Raw genomic sequence first — 14699 nt, forward strand, 5'->3', positions numbered from 1 at the left:
AGATCGCCGCTGCCAGCCAACTTATCTATCGGCTGGCAGCGGTCAAGTCATCAACTGCATGGACGTTCACAACAACCAATTGATCAGGTCACCGGCGCCGGATTAAACAAAGTAAGCGCATTATGCAGCTTCAAGTGCTCCGCACACGTCTCCTTGCGTCCGCTCGCCACGTCCAGCATCAAGCGGAACAATTCCCAACCCACGTCTTCAATCGTCGCGTCGCCGGTTGCAATGCGACCGGCATCGATGTCCATCAAGTCATGCCAGCGACGTGCCAGATCGGAGCGTGTCGCAACCTTGATGACAGGGACTTCCGCGAGGCTGTACGGCGTGCCTCGCCCTGTGGTGAACACGTGCAGGTTGATACCGGCGGCAACCTGCAGCGTGCCGCAGATGAAATCGCTCGCAGGCGTTGCCGCGAAGATCAGACCCTTCTGCTTCACTTTCTCGCCGGGCGACAACACGCCCGAGATAGCCGAGTTGCCGGACTTGATGATCGAACCCATCGCCTTCTCGACAATATTCGACAACCCGCCTTTCTTGTTTCCCGGCGTCGTGTTGGCGCTGCGGTCCGCGCCGCCACGCTTCAGGTACGTGTCGTACCACTGCATCTCGCGGATGATCGCCTGCGCAACCTCGGCGTTGGCGGCGCGGCTCGTCAACTGGTCGACGCCATCCCGGACTTCGGTCACTTCGGAAAACATCACCGTCGCGCCCGCACGCACCAGCAGATCGGTCGCAAAACCGACTGCGGGATTCGCCGTGAGTCCGGAGAACGCATCGCTGCCGCCGCACTGCACGCCGATCACAAGATCGGCGGCAGGACACGTTTCGCGCCGCCGCCGGTTCAGCCGTTCGAGATGATGCTTGGCAGTCCGCATGATGGAATCGATCATCGACTGGAACCCGACGTGCGCATTGTCCTGCAGCACGACAACGTCGCCATTCGAATCGTCCGCTGCCGTCGCAATCGCAATCGTGCCGACGGGCATCAGGCGCTCAGGCTGCAGCTTTTCGCACCCGAGGCTCACGATCATCACTTCGCCGCCAAAGTTCGGATTCAGGCTGATGTTGCGCACGGTGCGAATAGGCACCATGGCATCGGGGGCGTCGATGGCAACACCGCAACCGTAGGTATGTTCGAGCCCGACGACATCATCGACGTTCGGATAACGCGGCAACAGTTCCGCCTTGATCCGCGCAACCGCATGCTCGACCACACCCGACACGCATTGCACGGTCGTGGTGACCGCAAGAATGTTGCGCGATCCGACGGTCCCGTCGGCGTTGCGATACCCTTCGAACGTGAACCCTTCCAGCGCCGGCATCTCGGGCGCCGCACGCGTGGCGATCGGCAGATCTTCCAGGCCCGGCGGCTCCGGCATACGGATCACGTGTTCGTTGATCCAGCTTCCCTTGGGCAAGTCCTTCAACGCGTAGCCGATCACCACGTTATAGCGCACCACGGCTTCGTTCTCGGCCAGATCGGCGAGCGCCACTTTATGGCCTTGCGGTACACGCTCGCGCAACGCGAGGCCATCGGCGAACACCGCGCCTTCGGGCAAGCCGCCGTCGTTGACGACAATCGCGACATTGTCGAGCGGATGAACACGAATGTAGAGAGGAGACTGTTCCATTTCAATCGAACCTTAAGATGACTAATTGCGACTACTCGCCGATCACTGACGCTGTTCCTTGACGCGTGAAACGAGTTGCGTCGGGCTGACGAACTGCAGCGCGATCAATACCCAAACCAGCGTGATCGCCATGTAGATCATCGCCATTGCATCGATGGATTGAGGCGCACGCACGCCTGTCGAAAAGACCGCGTAATACAGCGCGACCACCAGCGTCTGCGTGGTCGGCCCGGCGGTGAAGAACGTCAGTTCGAACATGCCGATAGTACGAACGAGCACGAGCAAGCCCGCAGCCAGCATGCCGGGCATCAGCAGCGGCAGGAGCACATAGCGGAAGTACTTCGCCGTGTTCGCCCCGAAGATACGCGCGGCCGCTTCGAGATTCGGATCGATCTGTTCGATGAACGGCGTCATCACGAGAATGACGAACGGCAACGCGGGCACCAGGTTCGCCAGGATCACGCCGCTCAACGTCCCGGCCAGTCCGACCTTGTACATGACGGTTGCCATCGGGATGCCGTAGGTGACGGGCGGGACCATGAGCGGCAGCAGGAACACGAGCATCGCGAAACGCTTGCCGCGAAATTGCACGCGGGCAAGCGCATAGGCGGCCGGCACGCCCAGTGCAATCGACAGGAGCACCACCGCGCCAACGACCTCGACTGTCACCCACAAAACGCTCGCAAGCTGAAAGTCGCTCCATGCCTGCGCGTACCAGTGCAGCGTGAATCCCGCCGGCAGCAGCGTGCCGAACCAGCGCGTCGCCACCGAGTTGACGGCGACGGTCGCAATCAGCAACAGGACGTTGAACAGGAAAAACGCCATCGCGCCCCAGACGAACATCTTCCAGAGCCGGTCGCCAAGGCTTACGCGCGGCTTCATCGGCTTGGCCGGTTGTGCGCCGTCGTTGCGGCTGTCGCGAGGAGCCGATGCATGAGTGGAAGCCGTCCAGGCAGGTGCATGATTATCGGTCGCCATCAGCCTTTACCTCCGGTCACCGGACCCGTGTAGAAGAAGCGGCGCGTGCTCAGCATGCCTGCCACCACCAGCAACTGGACGAAGCCCATTACCATCGCTATGGCGGAGGCGAGGGAATAATCGTAGCTTTCGAAGGCGGCTTCGGCCGCGGCTATCGAGATCACACGCGTGGGTCCGGCAGGCGCACCAAGCAGCACCGCAGACGGAAACACCGAGAACGCCTGCACGAACGACAAACACGCGGCCATGGTCAGCCCGGGCATCAGCAGCGGCAGGTAGATCTGCCGAAACTGCTCCCAGGGACTGGCGCCCAACGTGGCCGCGGCACGCGCAAGCGTCGGGTCGATGCCAGTTACATACGAGAGCGTCAGCAGAAAGGCAAACGGAAACCCCGACACGATCAGCGATATCAGCACACCCCAATAGTTATGCGTGAGACGCACTTCGTCGCCATATAAATGCAGTCCATGCACCGCTTGCGAGAACCAGCCGTTCGGACCGAAATAGGTCAGCATGCCGTCAGCGATCAACACGGTTCCGAGCGTCACCGGGATCACCAGCAACGTGGTGACGAACTTCTGATACGGCGAATTCCGGCGTAAAGCGAACGCGACCGGAACCGACAGACCCACGTTGATGATCGTCGCCGGCACCGCCAGCTTCAGGGTCACGATGATGGTGGGCCACATCGCGGTATCGGTGAAAAACGCGATGTAGTTGGCGAACGCGGAGCCGCCGTTCATCGGCTGGAACGAGAGCACGAGACCGTACACGAACGGATAGACAAACAGCGCGAGGATGAAGATCAGCGCGGGAGAAACCAGCCACGCTTTGGCGTCGCGCGGAACTGCGGAGGCAAGCGGAGCGTTCGGCAGGGTCGGCGAGCTCATGGCGTTTCCCCGTCGTACACCAGCGTGCGCGATGGCGGAGCCCGCAGGCAAATGCGTTCACCCACCGCCACGTCGCCCGTCACGCGCGCCCACAGATTGCCGAACGCAGCCTTCACGCGGATCAGCGAATCGTGGCCACCGTATTCCACCGTCAGCACCTCTGCATCGAATGCGTTCTCGGCGCCTGGCGCGGCACGTTCCAGGTCTTCGGGACGCATGGCGACGCTCACGCGCTTGCTATCAAAACCGGCCATCGGCATGCCGATCAGCCGCACGCCATCCGCGCTCACGGCCACGCCTTCGCCCTGCATGCCTTCGAGCGTAAATTGCGCCACGTTCCGATACCCCATGAAGCGCGCGACATGCAGGTTGCCGGGCCGTTCATAGATTTCCTTCGGCGATGCGACCTGCTGCACCGTCCCCTCACGCATCACGACGATGCGGTCGGCCATCGAGAGCGCTTCGTCCTGGTCGTGGGTCACGTAGATCGTTGCGCGTCCCAGTTGGCTGTGAATGCGCCGGATCTCGGCGCGCATTTCAATGCGCAGTTTGGTGTCGAGATTCGACAGCGGTTCGTCCATCAGCACGAGCGCCGGTTCGATCACGATCGCGCGGGCGATGGCCACGCGCTGCTGCTGGCCGCCCGACAATTGCCCCGGCAGCTTCTTCTCCTGACCGACGAGCTGCACCATCTGCAGCGCTTCATACGCGCGACGCGCGGCTTCGCTCTTCGCCATGCCGCGCATCTTGAGGCCGAAACCCACGTTGTCGAGCACGGACATATGCGGGAACAGCGCGTAGTTCTGGAACACCATGCCGAAGCCGCGTTTTTCCGGCGGCAGGACGTCGATACGCTGGTCATCGAGCCAGATCCGGCCGCCGGTCAGCGGTTGCAAGCCGGCGATGCAATTGAGCGCGGTCGACTTGCCGCAGCCGGACGGCCCGAGCAACGCGATGAATTCGCCGCGCTGGATGTTCAGGGCAAGACCACGGAGCGCCGCGACCGCCTGACCTTCGGCGTTCATGAAACTGCGGCTGACCGAATCAAGACGCAACTCATCAAACTGATGCTTCATGGCAGGTTCCTGAGACTAAGAACGACACCGTGCGACGGGCTTGAAACCTTGATCAAGCTATCGCACGGTCTTTATAACTACTTCGGCATCCGAAACACCTTCGATTACTTCGATTTCTGCGAGCCGATCTCGCGGTCCCACTTCTGGAACGCGGCGACCATTGCTGCGGCGTTCAACGGCACCACGTGCGGACGATCGGCAAGCAGCTTCGCGTATTCCGGCCGGCCGTACTTCTTGATGACGTCCTGGCTCTTCGCCGGGGCTTGATCAATCGTCACGCCCTTCACTGCCGGACCCGGATAGAAATAACCGTCGTCGAAGGTCATGGCCTGCTGTGCGGGTTCAAGCATGAAGTTCATCATCTTGTAGAGCACGTCGAGCTTTTCCTTCGGCACGCCGTTCGGGATCACCATGTAATGCGCGTCGTTGACCCACGTCATGTTGTCGAAGGACTGGACCTTGTATTCAGCCGGCACGAGGCCGAGCGCGCGCGGGTTGATATCCCAGCCGGTCACGGTCACCGTCATGTCGCGCGAGCCTTCGCCGAGTTCCTTCATCACCGCCGACGTACCGCCCGGGTAATACGGAATGCAATCGTTCAGTTGCTTGAGGAACGCCCAGGTCTTGTCCCAGCCGTTGATCGGGTCTTGCGGATTCTTGTCGCCGAGTACGTACGGCAAACCCATCAGGAACGTGCGGCCGGGACCGGAATTGGCCGGACGCGCATAGATCAGCTTGTCCGGATGCGCCTTGCACCACGCGAGCAGTTGCTCAGGCGTTTTCGGCGGATCGGTCACCTTGGCCGGGTTGTATTCGATCAACGGGCCCGCTGGCATATAGGTCACTTCAATGCCGTAGCCTTGCGCCACGTCCTGCATCTTGCGCGGACCCGGGGCGTATTTATCGAGTACGCCGGGGAACGCCGCAGCCTGATCGGGCAGCAGTTTCATCCAGAGCTTTTGTTCGATACCCGCGGCAAGCGCGTCCGTACCAGTCAGCACGAGATCGATATCCGAGCGGCCGGCTGCCTGCATCGCCTTGATCTTGCCGGGCAACTGCGGCGCGGGTGCGTTCGTGAACGTGATGTTGGAGACGAGCTGCGGGTACTTTTCCTTGAAGGCCTCGAACGCCTTCTGCGTCAGTTGCAGGTTGCCCGCAACGTCCACGATGTTGATCGACACCGGGTCCGCCGCGTGCGCGGCAGGTGCGGTGACCATGGACACCGCGGTGACTGCGGTCACCGCCGCCACGGCGCTCAACGCCATGCGCAGTACCCCCAGCTTCGCCGACAAACGGCCGGTCAGAATCATTTCGTCCCCTCGCTCTTCGTATGGATTTTATTGCGGATCGATCAAGTCCGATGCCGCCACGCGACACAAATGAACCGCAGCCAAAGGTCACTTTCCCGGTGCGTTTATCGATGTATGTTGTCGTATGAGAACATAACTGTGACGGGGTGCGTTTTCTATCACCGTAAACCCTTAATCGCGACGGATTCGGGCTGCGGGGAAACGTCGGACAGATATCGCTCAATCCCTTATGGATGGTCATTCCCATGATTTGAACCAGCGTGCGATTGGTTCGATCCGGAGGCAGCATGACATCGATAAAAACATGAATGTTATCGGCTTTGTTGTACGACAACCTATCTTTTGGGTGAACGAACAAACACGCATTGAGTAACACGGAAAAAACCAATGAAGGGAATTATTGCCCGAAAGGGCCGCTCCCCGGCGCGCGAGGCGCCGGGCAAGCCTTGCTGCCAGGTCAATCTCAGTGACTTGCCGAGGCCGGATGCATCGGTGCATTGGACGGTACATCGGCCGGCCCACCCGACGGCGCATCGGCTGGCCCGTTGACGGCCGGCGCTCCCGGCGCACTCGCCTGCCCGCTGCCTGACGCAGCAACCGAAAACGCAAAGGTATTGATCCCGCCGACGCTGGTGACAGACACCTTGCCGCCATGCATTTCCGCGGTCGCCTTGACGATCGCCAGGCCGAGTCCATGATTCTCGCGGCTATTCGTCCGCGAGACCTCGGCACGATAAAACCGGTCGAACAGATGGTCGAGCACGCCGGACTCAATGGGCTCCCCCGGATTCGCGACGGCGACGCGCACCTGGTCGCCTTCACGCGTAATCGACACCTTGATGATCGATCCTTGCCCGCAATGCTGGATCGCGTTCATCAGGAGATTGATGCACGCGCGGCCGAACAGCGACTTGTTCACCCGCACCAGCGCGTCGCCGGTGGAGACGGCGCGCACGTGGGCTTCCTCAAGCGGAATCTCCAAAAATTCCAGCGTATGGGCGACTTCCGCAGCAAGCGATGTATCCACCAACCCCGTCGCGCGCTCGCCCTGATCGGCTCGGGCGAGGAAAAGCATGTCGTTGATGATCGCCCGCATGCGCTCGAACTCTTCCAGGTTCGACTGCAGGGTGTGACGCAAATCATCGACGGAACGGTTGCGGGTCAGCGCCACCTCGGTCTGCCCGATCAGGATGGTGACGGGCGTGCGCAGCTCGTGCGCGACATCCGCATTGAACGACTCGAGCCGCCCGTAAGCGCCGTCAAGACGCTCAAGCGCCCCGTTGAACGAATTGGCGAGATCGTTGAGTTCCAGCGGCAGTGACCGCGTATTCAGCCGCTGCGAGCGATTGTTCGGACTCACCGCCGACGCGTCCCGGGTCAGCCGCGTGAGCGGCGCAAGCCCGATCCGGGTGACCGAATAACTCAGCAGCAGCACGCCGAGACTGCCCAGGGCGGACAAGGCGGCAAGCGCAAAGCCGAATGCGCGCATGGTCCGCGCGTTGGCCGAATAACCGGCCGCGACCTGCAGCATCACCGCCGGCCGCGCGCCATAAGCGGGCAGCTCGACCGTGTTGGTCAACATGTCGTTTTCGCTGCCGGGACCGGTCCGCACCCGTTCGTAGCCGCCCGACCAGCGGTCCATGACCTGTCCGGTGACCGGCTTGCCGAAGTGGTAGGACGAATCGGCGCTCCACACCGAATACAGCGTGACGCCGTCGCGCGGCGTCATGTCGGTGAGCTTTTCGCGCGCCATTTTCCATTTTTCAGGCGTGACCGCGTGATAGACGATGATCCGCGCGATCTGCGTGCGATCGTCAAGCGACTCACGCAAATGCTGTTCGAGTTGCGTACGCAACACGAGAAAGAGACCGCTTCCGACCAGCGTGAAGACAAACAGCGCGACGGCCGCGAACATGAAAGCCAGACGCCGGGCGATGGATCGATTCATGATGTTCCCGCTTCTTCGCGGACCTCCAGCACGTAGCCCATGCCGCGCACCGTGTGCAGCAGCTTGGTCGGAAACGGGCCGTCCAGCTTGGCCCGCAGGCGCTTGATCGCTGTTTCCACCACATTCGTATGACTGTCGAAATTGACGTCCCAGACGAGTTCGGTGATGGCCGTCTTCGACAGGATATCGCCCTGGCGCCGCGCCAGCACGCTCAGCAACTGGAATTCCTTGGCCGTCAGGTCGAGCCGCACGCCGTCACGCGTGGCGCGCCGCCCGATCAGGTCGACGTACAGGTCGCCCAGCGAGATCAGCGTCGACTCCTGCACGCGGGTACGCCGCGCGAGCGCATGCAGCCGCTCGACCAGTTCCAGGAAGGAGAACGGCTTGGTCAGGTAGTCGTCGGCCCCTTCGCGCAGGCCGCGCACCCGGTCGTTGATCTGGTCGCGCGCGGTCAGCATGATGACGGGCGTGGCCTTGTGCGCGCGCAGCGACTTCAGCACGCTGAAACCGTCGCGTTTGGGCAGCATCACGTCGAGCACGATCACGTCGTAGTCGAATTCGATCGCGAGATGCGTGCCTTCCTCGCCGTCAAGGGCTACGTCGACTATCCACCCCTGCTCCGTCAAGCCGGAGCGCAGATAGTCAACCACCTTGTGTTCGTCTTCCACGATGAGCAGTTTCATGCGCGCCTTCTTATGTACGTCCTCCCATTATAGGAAAACGTTTTCTCTCAGCCTGCGGCGAGTGGCGATACCCGGTCTGCGCAACCCAGCGGGTTCACGTCACTCGCGTGTCAAATCAGTTTGGCGGGTTGATCGTGGCCGCCGCAGTTTTCTCCGGTGCTGCCGCGTTGACGTCCCACCCGCCCCCCAGCGCCTTCACCAGCGACACCGACAGCGTCCATTGCTGGCCATGAATCTGCACATCCTGACGCTGGCTGGTCAGCAGCGACTGCTGGGCGGTGATCACGTCGAGGAAGGCAACCAGGCCGCCCGAATAACGATCGTTCGCGAGCGAGAGCAAACGCTGCGCGTCCGTCACGGCCTCCTGCGACTCCTTCGACGCCGCATCGAGCACCGACAACCCGGTCACGCCGTCCTGCACCTGCTGGAACGCATTGAGCACCGTCTGCCGATAGTTGGCCTCGGCCGCCTGATAACCCGCGCTCGCAAAGTCGACGTTGGCGGCACGCCGGCCGCCATCGAAGACGACTTGCGAGAGCGTGGCGCCCAGCGTCCACATCAGCGTGGGCGCGCTCAGCAGGCTGGCGAACTGCGTGCTTTCCCAGCCGATGCCCGGTGTCAGCGACAGGCTCGGGAAAAACGCGGCTTTCGCCACCCCGATCTGCGCGTTCGCCGCGGCCATCGCACGTTCAGCCGATGCAATGTCGGGGCGCCGCTGCAGCAGATCGCTCGGCAGTCCGAGCGGTATCGCGGGGACGGCGGTATCGATCACCTTCGGCGCGATGGCGAACTGCGGTGCGGGCACGCCGATCAGTGCGGCAATCGCATGCTCGAACTGGGCGCGCTGGTTGAGCAGCAGGCGAGCCTGCACCCGCGTGGAGTCGAGTTCGGATTTCTGCTGCAGCACGTCAAGTCCGGACACCGAACCGAGGTCATGCTCGGTGGTCACGTAATCCAGCGCCTTCTGCTGCAAGACGACTGACCGGTTCAGCACGTCGATCTCGGCATCGAGTTCGCGCATCGAAAAGTAGTCGCTCGCCAGGTCCGTGGTCAGCACGAGCCGCGCGTTGGCGAGATCGTCGCGCGATTGTTCGGCGGACGCGGTCGCGCCCTCGACTTCACGGCGAATCCGGCCAAACAGGTCGGTGTCGTAGTTGATGGTCGGACCGAGCTGGATGTTGTTCTGCACCGTCGACTGGGTCGGCGTGGCGTAGTTGGTCAGCGGCCGGTTCTTCGATATCCGGAAGCGCGACCCGTTGGCGCCAAGATCGACCTCGGGCACCTGTTGCGCCTTGTTGTTGGCAAGCGTCGCACGCGCCTGCGCGTAATGCGCGCTCGCGGCCGCGAGCGTCTGGTTCTGCGCGAGCGCTTGCTGCTCGAAGCCATTCAGCGATTCATCGTTGAAACTCGTCCACCATTGCGGGGCTATCGGCGCGTGCGACGGCTCGGCGACACGCCAATAGGAGTCGGTATGCCACGCGGGCGGGGTCTCGGCTTGCGGCTGCTTGTAGTCCGGCCCGACCGTGCAGGCGGATAGCAAAGCGGCACCCGACGCCATCACCGTCGTGCTGGCGATCAAAGCCTTCAGACGTGCCCTCCGGATAGGCCATTGGCGCGCGCGCTTCACGACGTCCCCTTCTTGACGGGTTGTTGCGGCGCGATCAGGACGTGGTCGCCGTCCGCAATGGAATCGCTCGGATTGATGATGATCTTGTCACTTGCTTCAATGCCGCTTTCAATTTCGAGCGACTGCCCCAGGTCCTGCGCAATCACGATCTTGCGCAGGTTGACCTTGCCGTCCTGGTCGACCACCGCCACCCGCGGTCCTTCAGAGCGGAACAGCAGCGCGTTGCCCGGCACCAGCAAGGGCGCCCGCACGGCAGCCGGCAGCGCCACCTGTACATACGCGCCCGGCCTCAGCTTGCTGTCCGGATTGGGCAGCCGCACTTCGATCTGCAGCGAGCGGGTCGGGACATCGATTGCGCCGGAGATATTGGCGATCGTTCCGTGGAACTGCTGGCCCGGCAATTCCGCCTGCGTGACAACGACATCCTGCCCCTGCTTCACGTTCTGCGCGTAAGCCTGCGGCAGCTGCACATAGACTCGCAGCGGGTCGGACTGCGCCAGCGCGAAGAGCGCACGGCTGGCGCCGCTGCCGGCATCGATCAAATCGCCCACATCCACGTTGCGCTGCGTCACCACGCCTGCGAACGGCGCGACGATACGCTTGAACGATTCGAGCTGTTTCAGGCGCTGCAGGTTGGCATCGGCGGCGGCGAGATTCGCGACGTCCTGGTTATACGTGCTCTCGCGCTCATCGAGTTCCTGCTGCGACACGGCATCGCGCTGACGCAGTTGCTGCCAGCGCTGGAACGAACTCTTCGCGAGCACAAGGCTGGACGCGGTCTGCTCGCGTTGCGCCGCTGCCTGCTTCAGTTCCTGATCGATCTCGGGCGTATCCAGGTCGGCGAGCAACTGCCCTTGCTTGACCCGCGCGCCAATATCCGCATACCAGTGCAGCAGATAACCCGTGGAGCGCGCGTAGATGGGCGACTCCACGTAGCCGCGCAACGTGCCCGGCAGCAAGGTGTCGCCGCCGCCCGCCGCTTGCTTGGGCAGGATGACATTCACATACACCTTCGCGTTTTGCTGGGAAGTCGCCGCCACCGAGTGGCTTTGCATGACATCCGACACCACCGTGCGGCCCGCGCCCAGCACGAGCAGGACCAGCACCACGATGACGGCGATCTTCGCGCGCTTCCATTCACGGCCACGGGGCGGCAATGCGTGCCCGTCCTCGGTATTCCTTGCGGGAATCGCCAGCGAAGCATGAGTTTTTTCAGTCATATCAGTCAGCCATATTTAACTTGGAGCATGCTCGCCGGCGCCGAGGCCCGGGCTATCCTGACCAGGGTGGCCGCCACCATGATCGTCGCGGTCACCCGCCGAACGATCACGCCGCCGGGCCAGCCGGCTGTGAATACCCGCAAACACGAGCGGCACGAAAAACAGTGTGGATACAGTAGCAAACAGCAATCCGCCGATCACCGCACGCCCGAGCGGCGCATTTTGTTCAGCGCCTTCGCCGAGTCCGAGCGCCATCGGAATCATGCCGATGATCATGGCGAACGCCGTCATCAGCACCGGCCGGATACGGCTCGCGCCGGCTTCCAGCGCGGCGGTCAGCGGCGGCGCGCCGGCTTGCAGCCGCTGGCGCGCGAAGGACACCATCAGGATACTGTTCGCGGTCGCGACGCCCATCGTCATGATGGCGCCGGTGAGCGCCGGAACGCTCAGGTGCGTGCCGGTGAGGAACAGCATCCAGACAATCCCGGCCAATGCCGCCGGCAACGCGCTGACGATGATCAGCGGGTCGACCCACGACTGGAAATTCACCACGATCAGCAGGTACACCAGCACGATCGCCATGGCCACACCCACACCCAGGCCGAAGAACGACGAACGCATGGTCGCGACCTGCCCGCGTACGGTGATCTGGCTGCCGCGCGGCAGGCTCGCGCGTGACTGGTCCACGAGCTTGTCGACCTGCCTCGCGATACTGCCGAGGTCGCGCCCTTCCACGCTCACGAACACGTCGATGACCGGGCGGATGTTGTAGTGCGTGACCACCGCGAACTGGCTTTTCGGCGTGACCTGCACCAGGTTGCCGAGCAGTTGCGTGGGGCCGGTGGCGCTGCCGGAAACCGGCGTGCGCAACAGTTCGTCGATGGATGAAACCTGATACTGCGGCGTTTGCACCGCGACCGAATACTCGACGCCATTCCTGTTGTTGAACCAGAAACCCGGCGCGGTCTGCGAGCTGCCCGACAGCGAGATCAGCACGTTCTGCGCGACGTTGCTGGCCGTCAGGTTGAGCTGCTGCAGCCGGGTGCGGTCCATCTGCAGGTTGAGCGTCGGTTCGTCGAGCTTCTGCTGGATGTGCGTGTCCACGGTGCCGGGAATCTGGCGGATCGCCTTCATCAGTTTCGCCGCGACCGCGAAATTACCCTGCTGGTCCGCGCCGGAAATTTGCACGTCGACTGCAGCCGGGAGACCGAAGTTAAGGATCTGCGTAACGATGTCCGCGGGCTGGAAGAAAAATTCAACACCAGGAAAACGCTGCGGCAACACGGCGCGCAACTTGTCGACAAACTTCTGCGTGGGCTCGTGGTCCGCCGTCAGCGCCACCTGGATTTCACCGTCGAGCGTGCCGATCGTGCCCGCGTTGCTATATGACAAGTTGATGCCGCTATACGGCAAGCCGAGGTTATCGAGGAGCGTGGTGAGTTGATCGGCCGGCACGATCTCCCGCACCACTTTCTCCACTTGGTCCGCGAGCCGCGCGGTTTCTTCGATCCGCGTGCCGGTCGGCGCACGCATGTGCAAGCGGATGTCGCCGGAATCGACCGTCGGGAAGAAGTCTTCCCCCAGCGCGAACACCAGCCCTACCGAGAGCAAGCAAAAGCCCAGGAACGCCACGGCGAACACCCGGCGCCGCACGAGCAACGTGCTAAGGATCACGATGTAAGTGGCGCGCATGCGCTCGAACCCGGCATCGAAACGGTGATACAGGCGCATGAACAGGTTCGGCTTCGAGCCGTTTTTCGGCTTGTGCGCGTGGCCCATCAGCAGCATGGCGAGTGTCGGCACGAGCGTACGCGACAGGATGTACGACGCCAGCATGGCGAACACCACGGCTTCGGCGAGCGGCACGAACAGGAATTTCGCCACGCCCGTCAGGAAGAACATCGGCACGAACACAATGCAGATACACAGCGTAGAGACAAGCGCGGGAACCGCGATTTCGCCGGCCCCTTCAAGAATGGCCTCATGCAGGTCCGTGCCCATGTGCAAGTGCCGCTCGATGTTCTCGATGGTCACCGTTGCATCGTCCACCAGAATACCCACCGCGAGCGCGAGCCCGCCCAGCGTCATGATGTTGATGGTCTGCCCGAGCGCATGCAGCACGAGCAATGACGAGAGGATCGACAGCGGAATGGAGACCGCGATGATGCAGGTGCTGCGCCAGTTACCGAGGAACAGCAGGATCATCGCGGCTGTCAGCGCGGCGGCGATCAGCGCTTCGCGAATCACGCCCTGCACGGCAGCTTTCACGAACACGGACTGATCGAACAGCGGCGTGATCTTCAGGTCCTGCGGCAACGACGCCCGGGCATTCGGTAACAGCGCATAGAGCGAATTGACGATGGATAACGTCGACGCACTGCCGTTTTTAAGCACCGAGATCAGCACGCCGCGGTGTCCGTCCTGGCGCACGATATTCGTCTGCGGAGAGAAGCCGTCGCGCACGTGGGCGACCTCTCTCAGGTAAGTGGTCGCACCATTGAGCGTGCGCACCGGAATGTCGTTCAGCGCCGCAATGGTGGCGGGCGAACCATTCATGTTGATCGTGTATTCCTTCATGCCGATCTTGGCCGTGCCGGTGGGCAGGATCAGGTTCTGCGCGTTGAAGGCGCTCACCACGTCCGACGGCGTCAGGCCCTTCGCCAGCAACGCGCGTGTATCCAGATCGACCGACACCAGCCGGCTTTTACCACCATACGGATACGGCACGGCCGCCCCGGGAATGGTCACCAGTTGCGGGCGCAGGAAGTTCAGGGCGGTGTCGTTCAGGTCCTGCTCGGAGAGCGTGGGACTGGAGAGTCCCAGCTGGATCACCGGAATACTGGAGGCCGAATAACTGATCACGAGCGGCGGCGTGGCGCCCGGCGGCATCTGCTTTAACTGCGCCTGCTCGACGGCCACCGTTTGGGCGATGGCTGTCTGGATGTTCGCGGTCGGTTGCAGGAAGACCTTCAGGATGGCGATGCCCGGCAGCGACTGCGACTCTATATGTTCAATGTCGTTGACGGTCGTGGTCAGGCTGCGTTCATTGACCTGCGTGATGCGGTTGGCCACGTCCTCGGCCGACAGGCCCGTGTAAGTCCAGATGATGCTGACGACAGGAATGTTGATTTCCGGCAGCACGTCGACCGGCGTTGTCAGGAGCGCAAACGGCGTTGCTAACAGGATCAGGATGGCCATCACGATAAACGTGTAGGGCCGCTTTAGCGCAACGTTGACGATCCACATTGAGACGCGCTCGAAAAAAGCAGGAAAGGAAAATGAACCGCTGGAATGCGACGACGCCTAAGCAGGGCCTTTCAGGCAAGGCCG

Annotated in this window: 10 protein-coding genes; all 10 read right to left on the reverse strand. The window is 62.3% G+C overall.

All coding sequences use genetic code 11. From position 1 onward, the window contains the following. Positions 1 to 83: 83 nt before the first annotated feature. The 10 genes from garD to ACSOSP_RS32700 all read right to left on the reverse strand — a co-directional run bounded on the left by garD (position 84) and on the right by ACSOSP_RS32700 (position 14615). The gene (gene garD, locus ACSOSP_RS32655; protein WP_455314801.1) at positions 84 to 1637 is read right to left on the reverse strand and encodes a galactarate dehydratase; all 1554 of its coding nucleotides are present in this window, start codon (positions 1635 to 1637) and stop codon (positions 84 to 86) included. A gap of 42 nt (positions 1638 to 1679) precedes the next feature. After that, entirely contained in the window at positions 1680 to 2615 is a 936-nt protein-coding gene (locus ACSOSP_RS32660; protein WP_455314802.1) for an ABC transporter permease, read from the reverse strand. Continuing rightward, positions 2615 to 3505 carry an ABC transporter permease gene (locus ACSOSP_RS32665; RefSeq protein ID WP_455314803.1) on the reverse strand — a complete coding sequence of 297 codons (891 nt, stop codon included), beginning with the start codon at positions 3503 to 3505 and terminating at the stop codon, positions 2615 to 2617. Before ACSOSP_RS32665 ends, ACSOSP_RS32660 begins: the two co-directional genes overlap by 1 nt. Further along, a complete protein-coding gene (locus ACSOSP_RS32670) occupies positions 3502 to 4581 on the reverse strand; it encodes an ABC transporter ATP-binding protein (protein WP_455314804.1) in 1080 nt (359 codons plus the stop codon). The genes ACSOSP_RS32665 and ACSOSP_RS32670 overlap by 4 nt, the downstream gene beginning before the upstream one ends. A 104-nt stretch (positions 4582 to 4685) precedes the next feature. Beyond that, entirely contained in the window at positions 4686 to 5798 is a 1113-nt protein-coding gene (locus ACSOSP_RS32675) for an extracellular solute-binding protein (protein ID WP_455315398.1), read from the reverse strand. Between the two features lie 556 nt (positions 5799 to 6354). Beyond that, positions 6355 to 7839, reverse strand: coding sequence for a heavy metal sensor histidine kinase (locus ACSOSP_RS32680; protein WP_455314805.1), 1485 nt, complete (start codon positions 7837 to 7839; stop codon positions 6355 to 6357). Then, on the reverse strand, positions 7836 to 8522 hold the full coding sequence (locus tag ACSOSP_RS32685) for a heavy metal response regulator transcription factor (RefSeq protein WP_031363551.1): 687 nt from the start codon (positions 8520 to 8522) through the stop codon (positions 7836 to 7838). The genes ACSOSP_RS32680 and ACSOSP_RS32685 overlap by 4 nt, the downstream gene beginning before the upstream one ends. A gap of 115 nt (positions 8523 to 8637) precedes the next feature. Next, a complete protein-coding gene (locus ACSOSP_RS32690) occupies positions 8638 to 10080 on the reverse strand; it encodes an efflux transporter outer membrane subunit (RefSeq protein ID WP_455315399.1) in 1443 nt (480 codons plus the stop codon). Positions 10081 to 10145: 65 nt separating this feature from the next. After that, on the reverse strand, positions 10146 to 11369 hold the full coding sequence (locus ACSOSP_RS32695) for an efflux RND transporter periplasmic adaptor subunit (protein ID WP_455314806.1): 1224 nt from the start codon (positions 11367 to 11369) through the stop codon (positions 10146 to 10148). A 15-nt stretch (positions 11370 to 11384) separates the two neighbouring features. After that, entirely contained in the window at positions 11385 to 14615 is a 3231-nt protein-coding gene (locus ACSOSP_RS32700; RefSeq protein WP_455314807.1) for an efflux RND transporter permease subunit, read from the reverse strand. Positions 14616 to 14699: the final 84 nt, after the last annotated feature.

Source organism: Caballeronia sp. KNU42, from assembly GCF_053760385.1.

Coding starts and splice junctions, on each gene's coding strand:
- ACSOSP_RS32695 (WP_455314806.1), bottom strand. CDS start 11,369: ATGACTGAAAAAACTCATGCTTCGCTGGCGATTCCCGCAAGGAATACC.
- ACSOSP_RS32680 (WP_455314805.1), bottom strand. CDS start 7,839: ATGAATCGATCCATCGCCCGGCGTCTGGCTTTCATGTTCGCGGCCGTC.
- garD (WP_455314801.1), bottom strand. CDS start 1,637: ATGGAACAGTCTCCTCTCTACATTCGTGTTCATCCGCTCGACAATGTC.
- ACSOSP_RS32690 (WP_455315399.1), bottom strand. CDS start 10,080: ATGGCGTCGGGTGCCGCTTTGCTATCCGCCTGCACGGTCGGGCCGGAC.
- ACSOSP_RS32670 (WP_455314804.1), bottom strand. CDS start 4,581: ATGAAGCATCAGTTTGATGAGTTGCGTCTTGATTCGGTCAGCCGCAGT.
- ACSOSP_RS32665 (WP_455314803.1), bottom strand. CDS start 3,505: ATGAGCTCGCCGACCCTGCCGAACGCTCCGCTTGCCTCCGCAGTTCCG.
- ACSOSP_RS32660 (WP_455314802.1), bottom strand. CDS start 2,615: ATGGCGACCGATAATCATGCACCTGCCTGGACGGCTTCCACTCATGCA.
- ACSOSP_RS32685 (WP_031363551.1), bottom strand. CDS start 8,522: ATGAAACTGCTCATCGTGGAAGACGAACACAAGGTGGTTGACTATCTG.
- ACSOSP_RS32700 (WP_455314807.1), bottom strand. CDS start 14,615: ATGTGGATCGTCAACGTTGCGCTAAAGCGGCCCTACACGTTTATCGTG.
- ACSOSP_RS32675 (WP_455315398.1), bottom strand. CDS start 5,798: ATGGTCACCGCACCTGCCGCGCACGCGGCGGACCCGGTGTCGATCAAC.